The sequence below is a fragment of the Ruminiclostridium hungatei genome (assembly GCF_002051585.1).
GTDB classification, from domain to species: Bacteria; Bacillota; Clostridia; order Acetivibrionales; family DSM-1351; genus Ruminiclostridium; species Ruminiclostridium hungatei.
On sequence record NZ_MZGX01000012.1, the window covers coordinates 110,381 to 127,116 of the forward strand.

Sequence of the window (16,736 nt, forward strand, 5' to 3'; positions counted from 1 at the left end):
AGTGTGAAATTTGTTAAAAACAGTTTGTCTGGGAACAATAGATAAAAGTAAGGAATAGATTTTGTTGGAAAGAGGGCTGTTAGTGAATGGACTGGTTTTTATTGGTATTGATGCTGCTTGCAATAATAGCTGTCTCCAATGTAATCAATCATTTTGTTCCGATTGTACCGGTCCCGGTAATACAGATTATCCTGGGGATTTTTTTTGTACTGGTTCTGCCGGAAATGGATATTCAATTGGACCCTGAACTGTTTTTCGTACTGTTTGTTGCGCCCATACTGTTTAATGACGGTAAAATGATTCCCAAAAGTGAGCTGTGGAAGCTAAGAGTGCCAATTCTGCTGCTGGCGCTGGGGCTTGTCTTTGCCACGGTGGTGGCAGGAGGATATCTGATTTTCTTTCTGCTTCCCGGAATACCTTTGTCCGCAGCTTTCGCCCTGGCTGCCATATTGTCGCCCACTGATGCGGTGGCGGTTGTGGCCATACTGAAAAAAGCCCGTATTAATAAAAATATTATGACTCTTCTGGAGGGAGAGGCGTTGATGAATGATGCATCGGGACTGGTGGCTTTCAAGCTTGCAGTGGCCGCCACAGTCACAGGCGTCTTTTCTGTCGGAGCGGCTGCTCTGAATTTTTTGGTATTGGCTCTGGGGGGACTGGGGATAGGCGTTCTGGCAGCGCTCATAATCATCAAGTTTCGAATATTTTTGAGAAAGCTGGGGATGGAAGATGTTACGCTGCATATGCTGATACAGATTCTTACACCGTTTATCATATTTTTAACTGCTGAATATTCCGGGGTCTCAAGCGTACTTGCAGTGGTGGCAGGCGGGCTGGTGCACTCCATAGAAAAAAAGCAGGTTGAGTCTTCCACGTTGGAATTACAGATAATGTCCGATAATACCTGGTCCGTAATTATGTTTATACTGAACGGCCTGGTTTTTGTCCTGTTGGGCTTTCAGATACCCGGTGTTATGAGAGTGGTGCTTTATGATCAGGAAATAAGCAATCTTGTGGCTCTGGGCTATATTCTGATATTGACTCTGGCACTTATCATAATAAGGTATATATGGATATATCTTTGCTGGAAGCCTGCCTGTCTGCGGGGAAAGGGTTCCGGAAAGAACATTCCGGGGTCAAAAGCCTTCATACTGATATCAATATCCGGAGTAAGGGGAGCAGTAACCCTGGCTGCCGCTTTTTCCATTCCGTACGCCCTCCAAAACGGCATGCCGTTTCCCAAAAGGGATTTGATAATATTTTTAGCTGCGGGAGTTATTCTGGCCTCATTGGTTATAGCCAGTATTTTTCTTCCCCTGCTTTCAAAAAGGGACATTTCTGTGGGTTCTACACGGAAAACAACTCCTGAGCAGGCCGCAAGGATAAAACTTATGAGAGCTGTTATACGGGCTATGAAAGAGGAAGCATATGGGGAAAATAAGGCTGAAGCCCTGGCTGTCATAGCCGACTGCCAGAGGAACATACGGAAGCTTGCACACAGCAGGGAGGAAAATACGTGGAGCAGGGGCGAAAAACCGGAAGAAGCTCAAATATGGCTGACAGCCATCAGGGCTGAGAAAAATGAAATGGAAAAAATGTTTATGGAAGAAAGGATAACATCAGAGGTATACTATAAACTCCTGGAGGTTATAAACCACAGGGAAATGCTGCTCACACACAAATATAAATACAGGGTGCTTATATATTTATATCTGCTTAAACGGTTGAAGGCTAAGATAAGACTTAATAAAAAAAAGTGTGGCCTGTATGCCCACAGCCATATTGGAATGCTGCCCGAAATCAGAGGCAGGATGCTGAAGTCAGCTATAAGTGCTGTCAGAATGCAGATGAATGATACCAACGGTGAAATGTCACTGCAGGTTATTTCTCATTATAATACCGCCCTTGAAAAAGTTGAAAGAGGGTTGAGTAAGCCTGCCGGCAAGTATTCAGCCCAGGGCCGGGGCACCGAACTCAAGTACAGGGCCATTCAAATAGAAAGAAACGAGGTGCAGCACCTGTTTGAAAAAGGTGAGATAACACGGGATACAGCCAATAAGCTTCGAAGCTTCATAAATTACATGGAGGCCGCCATGCTTCAAGAGGATGAAATGGACAGATAATTGTTGTTTATAAGAACAAAATGTGCAATATTATATAATAATAATGTCGAATTTATTAAAAATTAATAAATTTTGGATTGAAATTTAGTCAATATTGATATAGATTAGTATCAGTGGCACTTTTTTAGCTTATATATACAGATTGAAAAGACTGAATATTATAAATAGTCCATGTTTGTGAGATTACTAGTACAACATCCGGTAAATAGGGTGCATAAATTTGGAGAAGATTTTTTGGAAATACAAGGCGGAGGAGTGCGGAATAATTGCTTTATTTCAATCGACGACAACGATGTAGTTCAAAAAAATATACCTAAATTATGTGCCAGGATTTATCGAATGTTGTACTGGATATATATGAGACAATTGACATATAAAAAGCAGCCAACGGCATTTGATTTGCATAATAACCCACAATTCGGAGGAATGTACATTATGTTCAGAGTTTTTATGGTGGATGATGAGCCGTCAGTAATAGAAGGGTTGAAAATTATGATACCCTGGGAGGAATTTGATTTTGAGCTGTGCGGAGAAGCTTCCAATGGACAGGATGCCCTAATGAAGATAAAAAAGCTTCACCCACATTTAATTATAACAGATATATCCATGCCAGGCATAAACGGACTGGAACTCATATATAAAGTTCAAAAATTTGATTCCGACACGGAATTTGTCATCCTGAGCGGCTATGCTGATTTTGCCTATGTCCAGGAGGCAATGAGACATAAGGTGCTGGACTATCTGCTTAAACCTCTGGACAGGGAGGAAATAGTTTCCATACTGCGCAAAATAAAAGACAAGCTGGATTCCAAGTTTCTCACATTGTACGGTTTTTCACAGTCTGATATTAAAACCTTCAAATCCAGACGTACCATATCCGACGGATTTGAAGCAGATAACCAGGCAGGTGAAGAAATCGGAGACGTGTGGAAGGCAGTCCGCGAAAATTTCGATGAGGACTTGACAACGGCTATAAATTTGATGAACTATGAGGATGCAATGAAACTCATAGATGAGCTGTTTGATTTTTTTGCCACAAAAGGCATGAACATCTCAGATGCCTCCATTATGGTAAACAGTTGTGTTTATCATATACTGCTTATTGCATATAAGAGGAATATCAGAATAAACACCATCCTGCCTTCAGGTACAGGCAATGAACTGGATTTTGATAAACTCAGAAACTACATAACGGATATACTGTCTCAAATTATTAACCTGATGCTGGAGGAAAGAAAAAAGAATTCAAAAAGCTATCTGTATGAGGTCAAAACATATATAGAGAACAATTATATTAAAGAGCTGAGCGTCGCCCAACTGGCTGAAATGGTTTTCATGGAGGCCGGGTATCTGGGCGATGCCTTCAACAAGCAGTTCGGATACAGTATCAGCGAGTTTCAGCACCGCCTCAGGATAGAAAAAGCCACGGAACTCATTGAAACAACAAATTTGAAGTTAAGTGAGATTTCAGCGACAGTAGGTTATAATAACTACAACAACTTTTTTTCCCACTTCGTAAGAATTACTGATAAAAAGCCAACACAGTACCAGCGCAGGCAGGACTAAATTTCTTCAATCCTGAGTATTATTTCGGTACCCTGTTCGGGAGCACTGTATATTTTAAAATGGAATCTCTCACCGTAGTTCATCATCATGCGCCGGTATACATTCTGTATACCTACGCCGCTTTCCATGTCATCGTCGGAGCCTATGTGAATATCTGTTCCCGAGACAGGGGCTTTAAGCCTGCTGTAAATGGCATTAACGGTTTCCGTGGCCATTCCGGAGCCATTGTCCTTAACTGAGATGACAAGAGCCTTGTTTTCAATATCGGCTTTCACAAAAAGCCTCCGATTGTCTTCTATTGAAGCCTGCAGACCATGCTTGCAGGCATTTTCAACGATAGGCTGGATACTCATTTTAGGAATAAGGCGGTTGGATTCCAGGACTGTTGGCGATATCTGTATTTCATATTCAAATTTATCCCCAAACCTGAATTTTTCAATTGCCAGGTATTTGTCAATGAAATCCAGCTCTTCAGAAACAGAAATCAGATTATTGCCTGTTACCAGCATACGCTTAAAAAGCTTGGAGAGGCTGGAAATAATTGATGAGAGCTCGGAATAACCATTTTTAACGCAAAATACAAGAATTGCATTAAGAGTATTAAATAAAAAATGGGGGTCAACCTGAGCCTGCAAGTACTGGTACTCTGCCCGTATGTTTTCAACTTCAACACTCTTCTTCTGCATTTCCAGCTTGTAGACAACATTAATCAAGTCATTTATTTCCTCAATCATTTTATTGAAGGTCTCAATAAGCCAGCCCACTTCATCCTTACCTGCGTGGGGCAGGAGCAGGGGCTCCAGGTGGTCCTCGCTGACCTTCTTTATGTGACGGGATAATGCTGACAGCCGATAGCTCATGGAATTTAGCACCGACCAGATCAAAAATACCGAAAAGCCCGATAAAGAAAGCGTTATGAGTAAAATATAGGCAAGCACTACAAATTGACGCTTATACAATAAAAATTTATCGTACACGCCTGTTATTTTCCAGCCTTCAAAATAAGGAGAAGGCCCGATATCGTCCTGAAGCACGTAGTAGCTGTCGGCAGGCTCACTTGTGAGGTTGTTTTTATTGGAATGATTACTCCAGATAACCTGATTGCCGGGAGCGGTAAGATAAATATCCATATTTCCGCTTTCGTCCTTGAGCTTTGCGATAACCCTGTCCAGTCTTAATTCAATGAGAAGATAATTTGTGGCATTATTCAAATATGTGGGAGAGACAATTTTGCGTATAATGGTCAGCCTGTTTTTGTAAGGAGTAATTGCAATGGCGGTGGAGCCGGGATATACCAAAAAATTGGATTTGGAGGCTGAAGCCAGCCTGTACCACTCCTTTTGCCGGGTAGAGGCATCCAGCACACGAAAATAATCGGTGTTAAAAAAATGAGGGTCGTCAATGTACAACGAGACCTCTGCAATATCCGGGTTGCTTACAAGATACATATTAAAGCGGTTTCTGAGGGCACTCCAGTAAAGGTCGTAATGCTCCGCAGGAGTGGTAAACCTCTTTGACAGGTCGTTAAGCAGGGATTTGTCCGCATTGACCTGGTTGGCCATATTTACCGCTGTCTGGGTTAATATGCTGAAGTCGCTGCTGGCGCCTTCAAAGGTTTGATTAAGATAGTGAATGGTGTTCTGCTGCATGGATTGGGAGGTAAACGCCACCCATATGATTCCACCGGCTATTACAGGCAGACAAATACAGAAAATGTAAACCAGAATGAATTTACGCCGGATGCTGATATTATCAAACTGTGCAAAAAAATTTTTCATTATAATACATCTCCCGGTACCTGATTATCAGGAATATTTCTTTTTGTATTCCGAAGGCGAAACTCCGGTAAACTCCTTGAATTTTTCAGTAAAGTATCTGTAATCCGAATACCCCGACTGCTCACATATGGCCGACATTTTCAAATTAGCGGACGCAATCAGGATTTTCGCATATTCTATTCTCAAATAATTAAAATAATCATTAAATTTCTGACCGGTTTTCTTTTTAATTATCTTGCTGATAATTATGGGAGAAAGTGAAAATTTCTCAGCTATACCCTGCAGCGAAAGACTCTCCCTGTAATTGGCCTTTATATAGTCGATAATCTCATTTTCCAGTAACAGCAAAGGTTTTTCATTATTGACGTTCTGTTTTCTGAAAATATATGTGCACATTTCAAGTGCAAGTTTTTTACAGCTTGGGGTTATGCTGTCGATGGACCTGGTAAACTTGAGAATTACCCTGCCGGCATTTATTCCATACGCATAAGACATCTTTTTGACCAAATCAGCCAATCTATACAGGCAAATGGAATAAAGCCTCCTGGAGGCCCCTGTCTGATTAAGCTTCTGGAAAAATTCATCCACTGAACTCTGTACCTGATGAAGGTCAGTACCCTTTAAGGAGTTGATGATGCGGTCAAAAGGCAGCTCGGGAAATACATTTCCCATTTCGGTTTCAGCCTGCTCCGACCATAATTCATCATTTTCAATATCATTATAATAACAGAAGCTTTTGTCAGGATACAGCATGCAGTACGTTTGAAGCTGTTCCAACTGTCTGCCGCATTTAAGAATACCATTTAGCACGTTATCCACGGAAATTCCGCTTATGAGAGTCCAGAAGTTGTTAAACCCATAGCTTTCCAGCTTTACATCCGCCAAGGCTTCCTCAAGCTTCGGCATTCTGCCGGGCTCTGATGAAAACATCTCCATTCCTTCGTGCAATATAATAATGTAATTTCCGCTGCCGTTGTAAAACAAGCAATTCTCATTTTTTATACCCGTAAGCCGCATCAGGAAATCATATATTTTTAATTCCGGGTTATTTGCAGTGTTTTCCACTGTCTCGGTTATAAACTGGATGATACGGATTTTGGAATTATCAGGTATGTCAAAAATGAAATGTGCCTTGCGCAGGAGCTTCTCACTGTGCTTGCCGTCCATAATGTCATTGTACAGTTGATTGGCGGTATAACGGATCAACTCCAGATTTTCCTGCTTTTCATTTCTTTCATTTTCTATTATCCCTGATACCCTGGATAATTCTCCTTCCAGTTCTTCAGCATCCAGCGGCTTGGTCAGATAGCCCAGAGCACCGAGCTGCAGAGCTCTGCGGGCATAAGTGAAATCATTGTATCCGCTCAGAAGAATAAACTTTGGAGGGGGAGTTATTTCATTATTAACTTTTTCTATCAGCTCCAATCCGCTCAAGCCGGGCATACGGATGTCACATATGACCAGGTCGGGTTTCAGATCATGGATAACTGAAAAAGAGGAGGCACCATTGGCCGCCTGCCCGATAATTTCATATCCTAATTGTCCCCAATTAATAAAAAGTCTTAAACCTTCAAGCACGGACGGTTCGTCGTCCACAAGCACTACCTTGAGCATTTTGCCCAACCCCTTGTAAAAATGTCCTATACTTATCCCAAATTTGATAATTTACTTCTGTCGCATTTCAAAATATAATGCAATTATACAAGAAGCGGGTGTAACAGTCAAATTGACAGCTAAAGCAATATTATTTCGAGATTTTGGAATAATATTGTTATAGTAATACCCGCATTAAAAATTTTAAGGAGGATGATTTATGAAACGGTTTGCGTCACTAGTATTGGCAGCAGCGTTAGTAGTTTCCTTGGCTGCGTGCGGTAACGGCGGTGAATCAACAAACAGTACTCAGTCCACGGCAACTAACAGCAGTTCGCCATCCACAACAGCTCAATCAGGCAGCACTTTACCGGTGCTTTCACCAGATAAGCCTGTTGAACTGAGCATCTGGATCACCACAAATCAGCAAGCTCCATCTGCTGACAACAAGATTTCCAAGCTTTTGAAGGATAAGTTGGGTGTAACTCTTAAGTATGAAATAATTACTCCGGACAATCAGGATCAGAAGATCGGTGTAATGCTTGCCGGCGGAGAATTCCCAGACTTGATTGGTGCAACCGACCAAAATGCACGTTTGGTTACAGGCGGTGCTTATATACCATTGGATGACTATTTGAAGCCAGAGGCTGCTGATGCATTGTATGAGCATGTTAAGCCTTACTGGAACAAGATAGCTTATGATGGCGGTCAGGGAAAACATATATACCAGATACCAAACTACAACCGTTTTTACGGTGAAATCACCGGTGGTACAAATTACGGTGCATCAGCTTTCTGGATTCAGAAGGCAGTTCTTGCAGATGCTGGCTATCCTGATCTGTCAAACATGACGCTTGAAAAATACTTCAAGCTGTTGGAAGATTACAAGAACAAGAATCCTAAGATCGACGGACAGCCTACAATTGCTTTCGAAGTACTTGCAGCTACCGGAAGAGAATGGGGTATGACAAATCCACCTGAATATCTTGCAGGACATCCAAACAACGGTGGTGTTATAGTTGAAAACAATGTAGCACAGATATTTGCCGACAAGGATGTATCCAAGAGATACTACAAGTTCCTCAATGAAATGAATGCTAAGGGCCTTGTTGACAGGGAATCCTTTACTCAGACTCTTGACCAGTACCTGGCTAAGCTTGCTACGGGCCGTGTACTTGGTATGTACGACCAGCGTTGGAGCTTCGGTAATGCAAATGATGCTCTTGTTGCTGCTAACAAGGATGAGCGCACATATGTTGCTACTATGCCGACATTTGACGGAGTAGCTCCTTACTACGCTGACAGAGATGTTATGAACATCAACCAGGGTGTTGGTGTATCAGTATCCTGCAAAAACCCTGATGTTGCTGTAGCCTTTGTAAATGAAATAATGAAGGAAGAATGGCAGAAGATTCTGTCATGGGGTATTGAAGGCGAAGACTATCAGGTTGGTGCTGACGGCAGATTTACAAGAACTGAAAAACAGCGTGAAGAATCCAGAGACCTTGTTTGGAGATCTTCAAACAAGTTGAAGGCTCTTGAAGACATAATGCCAAAGCATAACGGTACTTTCTCTGATGGAAATGCATATGGCCCAGACGGACAGCCTGAAGAATTCTTTGAAACATTAAGACAGTATGACAAAGACTTCTTAACCAAGTACAACAAGAAGACCTGGAGAGATTTCAACAACCAGCCGCCAGAAAACCCTGTTTACTATCCGGCTTGGAATATCGCACTTCCTGACGGAAGCGATGCCCAGATGGCAAACAAGCAGTTGACTGATGCTTCATTGCAGTACCTGCCTAAGATTATTATGGCTAAGCCTGCAGACTTTGACAAGCTCTGGACTGAATATACAGGTACAATCGGCAAAATTAATGTTAAGGCATATGAAGATGCTATAAATGCTGGTATTCAGGATAGAATAAAGAACTGGGGCAACAACTGATAAATTGTAATTTCTAACAATAATTAATCTTGAAAAAGGGGATGCAAGTCCCCTTTTTTTAGATAAACAGGAGGTAAAAAAAGATGAGGGCAAAAACGCTGGCTCTTCCAAGAGATCGCAGGAGTGTCTGGGGTACAATAATCTCACAGCGTGAGCTGATTATAATGAGTGTACCCCTCCTGCTATACAAGATATTGTTTTCATATGTGCCGATAACAGGTTGGACAATGGCGTTTCAAAATTTCAGGCCGGCAATCAGAAGTACGTGGGATCAGCAATGGGTTGGTTTTGATAATTTTGTAAAGCTTTTTACCGGTATAAACGGGGAACGATTCATAAGAGATATACGTAATACGCTGGCGCAAAGTTTTCTGACGCTTATAATTGGGTATGTTTGTTCAATACTTTTAGCACTTTTGTTAAATGAGGTTAAAAACACAGGATTTAAGAGAATAGTGCAGAATATCACATATATGCCGCACTTCTTATCATGGATTATCGTTGCCGGATTGGTTTCCACAGCACTTTCTTTTCCATCCAGCGGAGGTATAGTCAACATTCTTTTGATGAAGCTTCACATTGTAAGTGAGCCTGTGCAATTTCTTTCAAATCCGAACTATTTCTGGGGTGTGGTTGCAGGGTCCCATCTGTGGAAAGAACTTGGCTGGAACACCATAATCTATCTTGCCGCTATGACTGCAATAGACCCGGCACTTTATGAAGCCGCCGATATAGACGGAGCAAACCGTTATCACAAAATGTGGAATATAACGCTTCCATCCATCAAGGCAACAATAGTTATTCTTCTCATAATGAGTATAGGTTGGATACTTGAAGCTGGTTTTGAAATCCAGTACTTCCTTGGAAACGGCCTTGTTGTAGAGAAAGCCGAAACAATTGATATATTTGTTCTGAAATATGGTATTCAAATGGGTAATTACTCGTTGGCTACCGTTGCAGGTATATTCAAAACAGGAGTTAGTATTATATTAATCGCAGGTGCAAACTTTATCGCCGGACGTTTAGGCGAAGAAAAGCTGATATAGGGGGGAGAGAAAAATGAAACTAGGTAAAAGAAATCTGAGCACAGAAAATGTCATTTTTACAACTTTGAATTCAACTTTTCTGATTCTTCTCTCTGTAGCAATGGTTTATCCAATGCTTAATACGCTTGCCATATCCTTTAACGAAGGTATGGATACGGTTCGCGGGGGCATATATTTATGGCCGAGAATATTCTCACTCCAGAATTATCGTGTTGTTTTCAACATGGATACAATTTATGGAGCGTTTATGATAAGTGTGCTTAAGACTATAGTTATAGTGGTAACAAACCTGTTCTTTACTTCCATGCTGGCTTATGCTCTTAGCCGTAAGGAATATATCCTCAGAAAGTCAGTAACAATAATTTTTGTTATGACCATGTATTTTAACGCAGGCTTGATACCTAACTACATGCTGATAAGAGATCTTCACATGATCAATACCTTTTCAGTATATTGGATTCCAAATATTATAAGTGCGTTTAACCTTATAGTAATACGTACTTATATCAAGTCAATACCTGAAAGCTTTATAGAATCAGCCAAAATTGACGGTGCACGTGAATTCAGGATATTCCTGCAGATCATCCTGCCGCTTTGTGTTCCTACACTTGCAACTATTGCTCTTTTTGTAGCTGTTGGTTCATGGAATTCCTGGTTTGATACCTTCCTGTACAATTCAGGACGTCAGGAATTATCAACACTGCAATATGAGCTCCAAAAGCTGCTGGCAAGTGCCATGAATGCAGGTAACACATCAGGAGCCACGGGCGGAGGTGCCAATTCGGCTGCCCAGGCTGGAGGAAGCAATGTTACCACACCACAGTCAATCAGAGCTGCAATTACCGTTGTAGCTGCTGTGCCAATCCTTGTTGTATATCCGTTCCTGCAAAGATATTTTGTAAACGGACTTGCATTGGGAGGAGTTAAGGAATAATGAGTAAAAGGCTTAGTGAAACCTATAGGGAATATTTCCCTATAGGTGCAGCAGTAACGCCTGTGTCTATAGATACACACAAAGAGCTGCTTGTTGGTCACTTTTCCAGTTTAACTGCAGAAAACCAGATGAAACCGGGAATACTTCATCCTTCTGAGCATATTTACAACTTTGAGCAGGGTGATGTTATTGCTGATTTCGCACTGCAAAACCACATGCTGCTTCGAGGGCATACTCTTGTGTGGCATAACCAGACACCTGAATGGTTTTTCAAGGATGGCGGCAAAGCTGCTTCACGCACACTTGCATTGAAACGCATGAAAGAACATATTTATACCGTCATGGGGCATTATAAAGGCCGTACCTGTGCGTGGGATGTTGTAAACGAGGCAATAGCCGACCAGGCTGAAGGCCCTGCGCTGCGGCAGGCACCATGGCTGACGGCTGTTGGCGGGGACTATATTGAGCATGCATTCAGGTATGCTCGTGAAGCAGATTCCACGGCAAAACTGTTTTATAACGATTATAATGAATGCGATCCTGTAAAATCAAAGAAAATTTATGAGTTGGTCAAGTCTTTGCTGGAGCGGGGTGTGCCGGTTGACGGTATCGGAATGCAGGGGCATTGGAACATTTATGTACCTGAGCTTGATAAAATCCGCAGAGCTATTGAGTTATACGCTTCACTTGGAATAAGCCTCCAAATAACCGAGCTGGACATATCTCTGTTTCGTTTTGATGACGGAACAGCATATGAAAAAGCTCCTGCAGAGCTTATAGAGCTGCAGGCCGAAAGATACGGCAGGATATTTGAATTGCTAAGGGAATACAAAGCTTTGTTTACAGGAATTACGTTTTGGGGTATTGCTGATGATGATACCTGGTTATCTTACTTCCCCTTCAGGGATCGAAAAAACTGGCCGTTGCTTTTTGATGACCAGCATAGGCAAAAAAAATCTTTTGAGAATATCACAAACTTTTAATACTTGAAAATTTAATAATTTACCGTATAAAGAATATAATCATCTTAGTATTTGGAATTTTAAATAATACTAACAGTCTTTTATGAAAGGGATAATTTATATGCCGAACGCCTTTAAAACCGGCAGTTATTCAAATCTTTTCACTTTCTATGGTTATACCGAAAGCGACGTGCAGCAACGTATCTCCTCCTCTTTTGAAGCGTTGTTTTTTGGAAGTGACGATCAGCGTATTTATCATGAAACAGGCGAAGACATGGGTTATCTTGTGGATACCGGAAATCTTGATGTCCGGTCGGAAGGTCAAAGTTATGGTATGATGATTGCCGTCCAGATGGACCGCAAGGATATTTTTGACCGGATATGGAAATGGACAAGAAGATATATGTACCTTGACAAGGGTGACTATAAAGGTTATTTTGGCTGGTCTGCAGCTACAAATGGCAAACGCAATGCTGAAAGCCCTGCACCTGACGGAGAAGAGTTTTTCGCCATGGCGCTGCTGTTTGCCGGCAGGCGCTGGGGAGATGGCGAGGGTATTTTCGACTATACCCTGGAAGCCAGGAATATCCTTCATCACATGGTTCATAAGAAAAAAGACCCTATGTTTGATCCGGAAACCAAGTTGATACGTTTTGTCCCACGGTGTAATTTTTCAGATCCGTCATACCATCTTCCCCATTTTTATCAGTTGTTCGCATTGTGGGGAAATCCGGCCGACTCTGAGTTTTTCAGGGAAGCTGCAAAACTGAGCCGGGAGTACCTTAAGAAGGCCTGTCACCCCAAAACGGGATTATCTGCAGAGTATGCAGAGTATGACGGAACACCTCACAACAGGGCAAATCATCATTTGTTTTACAGTGATGCTTACCGTACGGCGGCCAATATTGCTTTGGATTATGAATGGTTTGCTGAAGATGCCTGGGCCTGCGGCCAGGCTGATAATATTCAGGAGTTTTTCGGGAGAACAGCAAGAGGCAATGAGAATCTGGTTTACCATATAGACGGTACGCCTGTTACAAATGCAAAAGAATTGGTTCATGAGGTTGACGGTACTCCACCAGGGGTATTGCATCCGGTGGGCTTGCTTGCAACTCTTGCACAGGCATCGCTTGCCTCCCGGGGGGATTTCCGTGAGTATTTTGTCAGAAAATTCTGGGAGCAGCCGCTGCGAACCGGAAATAGAAGATATTATGATAATCTGTTGTATTTATTTGCATTGCTTGCATTAAGCGGAAACTACCGTATCTGGTGAAGCCGGTACGTTAGTAAATAGAATGTTTATGATTTAGAGGAGGCGATTTGATTTGAAAATTAGTAAGTTTTTAAATTGGAGAAAGGGTATTGCGTTACTGCTGACGCTTGCCTTATTTTTTTCAATTGTGCCCTTAACAAATTTTGTTAAGGCTGAAACTGATACTGTTTATCATGAATCCTTTGCAGATGGTGCCGGAAAGGCTGCACAGTCCGGAGGCGCCAGCTTGACCGCTGTTTCTCAGAAAATTTTTGAAGGAAATTCCGACGGAAAAGCTTTATATGTGAGCAAGAGAGCAAACAACTGGGATGCCGCTGACTTCAAATTCAGCGATATAGGTCTTGTAAATGGAAAAACCTATACTATAACGGTTATAGGTTATGTGGATTCCAATGAAAAAGTACCGGCAGGAGCTCAGGCCTACCTTCAGACCGTGGATAGCTATGCGTGGCTGGCAGGCTCGGATTTTGCCGCCGGTAAGGCATTTACCCTGACTGGAAAATACACAGTTGATACTTCAAAGGATTCAAAATTAAGAGTTCAGTCCAATGATAACGGAAAAACTGTTCCATTCTACATAGGTGACATACTGATAACCAGTGAAAAAGCAGCCGCTGAAAGTTCAGCCGGAGCTGCTTCTGAGAAGGAAATATATCATGAAACCTTTGCAAGTGGAGTTGGAAAGGCCGTGCAGGCAGGGGGAGCAAGTCTTTCTGCTGCCGGTGACAAGTCTTTTGACGGAAACACCGACGGAAAAGCCTTGTACATAAGCAAAAGAGCAAATAATTGGGATGCGGCTGATTTTAAATTCAGTGATATTGGTTTGGTGAACGGAAAAACCTACAATATAACTGTTAAAGGTTATGTGGATTCCAATGAAAAAGTACCGGCAGGAGCCCAGGCCTATCTTCAGGCCGTAGACAGTTATGCATGGCTTGCCAGCGCTGATTTTGCTGCGGGGAAAGCATTTACCCTGACAGGAAAATACACAGTAGATACCTCCAAGGACTCAAAGTTAAGGATTCAGTCCAATGACAACGGAAAAACCGTTCCCTTCTATGCAGGGGATATTCTCATTACTGAAACTGTACCGGCCGGCACTGGCAATGATTCTGACAAACCTGCCGCTGAGACCTTTAAGGCCATAACTTTTGAGGACAATACTGCAGGCGGCTTTACAGGCAGAGCCGGTACTGAAACCTTGACAGTTACAAAGGAAGCCAATCACACTGACAAAGGCTCTTATGCATTAAAGGTCCAGGGAAGAGCAAGCACCTGGCATGGTCCGTCATTGCATGTTGAAAAATATATAGACCAGGGCAGCGAGTACAAGATTACTGCATGGGTGAAGCTTATAGAACCTGCCAGCACACAGCTTCAGCTTTCAACTCAGGTTGGAAACGGCGGCAGTGCAAATTACATAAATCTTTCGGCAAAAACCATAAATACTACTGACGGTTGGGTTAAGTACGAGGGTACTTATCGCTACAACAATGTTTCCAGCGAATATCTTACAATATATATTGAAAGTTCAAACAATGCTACCGCGTCTTTCTATATTGACGATATCAGCTTTGAAAACACAGGCTCCGGCCAGATTTCCATTCAGAAGGACTTAACCCCTATAAAGGATGTTTACAGCAAAGACTTCCTGATAGGAAATGCCGTATCTTCTGAAGATCTTGAAGGAGTAAGGCTTGATCTTTTGAAGAAGCATTTCAATGTTGCAACTGCAGGAAATGCCATGAAGCCTGATGCCCTCCAGCGTACAAAGGGTACCTTCACTTTTGATGAAGCTGATAAACTTGTTGACAAGGTGCTGGCGGAAGGACTCAAGATGCACGGACATACCCTGGTATGGCATCAGCAGTCACCGGCCTGGATGAATACAAAGACCGATGCAAAAGGACAGACTGTATATCTGGGACGTCAAGAGGCCCTTACAAATTTGAAGACTCATATTAAGACTGTCGTAGAACACTTTGGAAAGAAAGTCATTTCATGGGATGTAGTGAATGAGGCAATGAACGATAATCCTGTAAATCCTGCAAATTGGAAGAACTCGTTACGCCAGAGCCCATGGTACAAAGCTGTAGGTTCCGATTATGTGGAACAGGCATTTTTAGCTGCCAGAGAAGTCCTTGACAAGCATCCCGACTGGAATATCAAGTTGTATTATAATGATTACAACCTTGATAACCAGAATAAATCCAAGGCAGTTTACAACATGGTTAAGGAAATAAATGACAGATACAAGAAAACCCATAAGGGCAAGCTGCTTATTGACGGTATTGGCATGCAGGGACATTACAACATTTCTACCAACCCCACAAATGTGCAGTTGTCTTTGGAAAGATTTATTTCTTTAGGTGTGGAAGTAAGTATTACAGAGCTTGATGTTCAGGCAGGAAGTGATTTCAAACTCACCGACAAGCTTTCTGATGCACAGGGCTACTTGTATGCACAGTTGTTCAAGATCTTCAAGGCTCATGCCAAGAGTATAGCACGTATTACAGTTTGGGGAATGGACGACGGTACAAGCTGGAGATCCTCCACAAATCCTCTGCTGTTTGATAAGAACCTGCAGGCAAAGCCGGCATATTACGGTGTGGTCAATCCCGATAAATTCATGAAGGAGCATAAGCCTACCACGCCTGCAAATGCCAGGACTTCAACAGCAAAATATGCTACGCCTAAAATAGACGGAACAATAGATGCAGTATGGAAAAATGCGGCTTCTATTCCGGTAAACCAGTATCAGATGGCATGGCAGGGAGCCAACGGAACCGCAAAGGTTCTCTGGGACAGCAAGAACCTTTATGTCCTGATCCAGGTCAGTGATGCACAGCTTGATAAGAAGAGCGCAAATGCATGGGAACAGGATTCTGTAGAGGTATTTCTTGATGAAAATAATGGCAAGACTTCCTTCTATCAGGGGGATGACGGCCAGTACAGGGTAAACTTCAAGAACGAGAAAACCTTTAATCCGTCAAGTATTTCAAAAGGTTTTGTATCGGCAGTTAAAGTATCAGGTACAAGCTATACCGTGGAAATGAAGATACCTTTCAAAACCATAACCGGAAGCAACAATAAAAAGCTTGGTTTTGATGTACAGATCAATGACGGTAAGAACGGTGCACGCCAGAGTGTGGCTACCTGGAACGATACAACCGGAAACGGCTATCAGGATACATCTGTTTACGGTGTGATTACTCTCACAGGTAAAAAGTAATATCTGTAATTAACGCAGCATTAACCTGTTATAAAGGAAGATAATGTAAGATAAAGCTGTCAGCAGCGGCCGCCATATTAAGAAATACGGCGGCAGGCGGCCACTGCTGCAGTATACATTTGATATTCAACACAGTTGTTTCAAGCTAATACGGCGTAATATAAGAGCAATTATTCAATGCATTACTTCTTTTTTATATTGACTTATATCAACTATAATCAACGCAGCAGTCTTATATTTTGGTAAAATTAATTTCCGAGTATAAAAATGACTTCATG

10 protein-coding genes are annotated in these 16,736 nt (G+C 42.1%); 8 read left to right on the forward strand and 2 right to left on the reverse strand.

Translation table 11 applies throughout. The features are described 5' to 3' along the window. The first annotated feature begins 86 nt into the window (after positions 1–86). Positions 87–2,123: a Na+/H+ antiporter gene (locus tag CLHUN_RS10410; protein ID WP_080064528.1), complete on the forward strand. Its 2,037-nt coding sequence runs from the start codon at positions 87–89 to the stop codon at positions 2,121–2,123. A 435-nt stretch (positions 2,124–2,558) separates the two neighbouring features. Continuing rightward, positions 2,559–3,689 (forward strand): response regulator transcription factor, encoded by a 1,131-nt coding sequence (locus CLHUN_RS10415; protein WP_080064529.1) that lies wholly within the window; start codon positions 2,559–2,561, stop codon positions 3,687–3,689. Here the strand turns inward: CLHUN_RS10415 and CLHUN_RS10420 are convergent. Together CLHUN_RS10420 and CLHUN_RS10425 are read right to left on the reverse strand one after the other, a co-directional pair. Further along, the gene (locus tag CLHUN_RS10420; RefSeq protein ID WP_080064530.1) at positions 3,686–5,467 is read right to left on the reverse strand and encodes a sensor histidine kinase; all 1,782 of its coding nucleotides are present in this window, start codon (positions 5,465–5,467) and stop codon (positions 3,686–3,688) included. The genes CLHUN_RS10415 and CLHUN_RS10420 overlap by 4 nt on opposite strands. A 27-nt stretch (positions 5,468–5,494) precedes the next feature. Next, positions 5,495–7,081 carry a response regulator transcription factor gene (locus tag CLHUN_RS10425; RefSeq protein WP_080064531.1) on the reverse strand — a complete coding sequence of 529 codons (1,587 nt, stop codon included), beginning with the start codon at positions 7,079–7,081 and terminating at the stop codon, positions 5,495–5,497. Between the two features lie 199 nt (positions 7,082–7,280). Here CLHUN_RS10425 and CLHUN_RS10430 point away from each other — a divergent pair, with 199 nt between their 5' ends. From CLHUN_RS10430 to CLHUN_RS10455, 6 genes are all read left to right on the forward strand, one after another. Next, entirely contained in the window at positions 7,281–9,011 is a 1,731-nt protein-coding gene (locus CLHUN_RS10430; protein ID WP_080064532.1) for an extracellular solute-binding protein, read from the forward strand. Positions 9,012–9,094: 83 nt separating this feature from the next. Then, positions 9,095–10,057 carry an ABC transporter permease gene (locus CLHUN_RS10435; RefSeq protein WP_080064533.1) on the forward strand — a complete coding sequence of 321 codons (963 nt, stop codon included), beginning with the start codon at positions 9,095–9,097 and terminating at the stop codon, positions 10,055–10,057. A gap of 13 nt (positions 10,058–10,070) precedes the next feature. After that, the gene (locus CLHUN_RS10440) at positions 10,071–10,991 is read left to right on the forward strand and encodes a carbohydrate ABC transporter permease (RefSeq protein WP_080064534.1); all 921 of its coding nucleotides are present in this window, start codon (positions 10,071–10,073) and stop codon (positions 10,989–10,991) included. Then, positions 10,991–11,974: an endo-1,4-beta-xylanase gene (locus CLHUN_RS10445; protein WP_080064535.1), complete on the forward strand. Its 984-nt coding sequence runs from the start codon at positions 10,991–10,993 to the stop codon at positions 11,972–11,974. Before CLHUN_RS10440 ends, CLHUN_RS10445 begins: the two co-directional genes overlap by 1 nt. Before the next feature lie 100 nt (positions 11,975–12,074). Then, complete coding sequence (locus tag CLHUN_RS10450) at positions 12,075–13,226, forward strand: family 8 glycosyl hydrolase (RefSeq protein ID WP_080064536.1); 1,152 nt, start codon at positions 12,075–12,077, stop codon at positions 13,224–13,226. 58 nt (positions 13,227–13,284) lie between these two features. Next, complete coding sequence (locus CLHUN_RS10455) at positions 13,285–16,458, forward strand: endo-1,4-beta-xylanase (protein WP_080064545.1); 3,174 nt, start codon at positions 13,285–13,287, stop codon at positions 16,456–16,458. The last annotated feature ends 278 nt before the right edge of the window (positions 16,459–16,736 follow it).